Genomic DNA, 668 nt, shown 5'->3' with positions numbered 1-668 from the left:
TCGCGGGTCTCGCCCATCCCCAGGATGAGGTTGGACTTGGTGACCAGGCCCGCCTCCCTGGCGGCGGTGAGGACGCTCAGGGAGCGTTCGTAGCGGAAGCCGGGGCGGATGCGTTTGAAGATCCGGGGGACGGTCTCCAGGTTGTGGGCCAGGACTTCGGGGCGGGCGGAGAACACCTCGGCGAGCAGGTGGGGTTCGGCGTTGAAGTCGGGGATGAGGAGTTCGACGCCGCAGCCGGGGATGGCCTCGTGGATCTGGCGGACGGTTTCGGCGTAGAGCCAGGCGCCGCCGTCGGGCAGGTCGTCGCGGGCGACGCCGGTGACGGTGGCGTAGCGCAGGCCCATGCGGGTGACGGATTCGGCGACGCGGCGGGGTTCGTCGGGGTCGTAGGCGGCGGGTCTGCCGGTGTCGATCTGGCAGAAGTCACAGCGGCGGGTGCATTGGTCGCCGCCGATGAGGAAGGTGGCCTCGCGGTCTTCCCAGCATTCGTAGATGTTGGGGCAGCCGGCTTCCTGGCAGACGGTGTGCAGGCCTTCGGAGCGGACCAGGTCGGTCAGTTCGCGGTATTGCGGGCCCATGGACAGCCGGGTCTTGATCCATGGTGGTTTGCGTTCGATCGGGGTCGCGGCGTTACGGGCCTCGACACGCAGCAACTTCCGGCCCTCAGG

The 668-nt window shown here is 68.9% G+C and carries 1 protein-coding gene; it reads right to left on the bottom strand.

The window, feature by feature from the left end; all coding sequences use genetic code 11:
- Nucleotides 1-668, bottom strand: a 668-nt coding sequence (locus tag ABEA24_RS53345; RefSeq protein ID WP_345444770.1) for a lipoyl synthase, incomplete at both ends; no start/stop codon positions are given.

This window comes from Actinoallomurus vinaceus (genome assembly GCF_039542055.1).
In the GTDB taxonomy this organism is placed as follows: Bacteria; Actinomycetota; Actinomycetes; order Streptosporangiales; family Streptosporangiaceae; genus Actinoallomurus; species Actinoallomurus vinaceus.
Note: the sequence above shows the minus strand (reverse complement) of the source record. Positions and strands in the feature narration are given on the sequence as shown.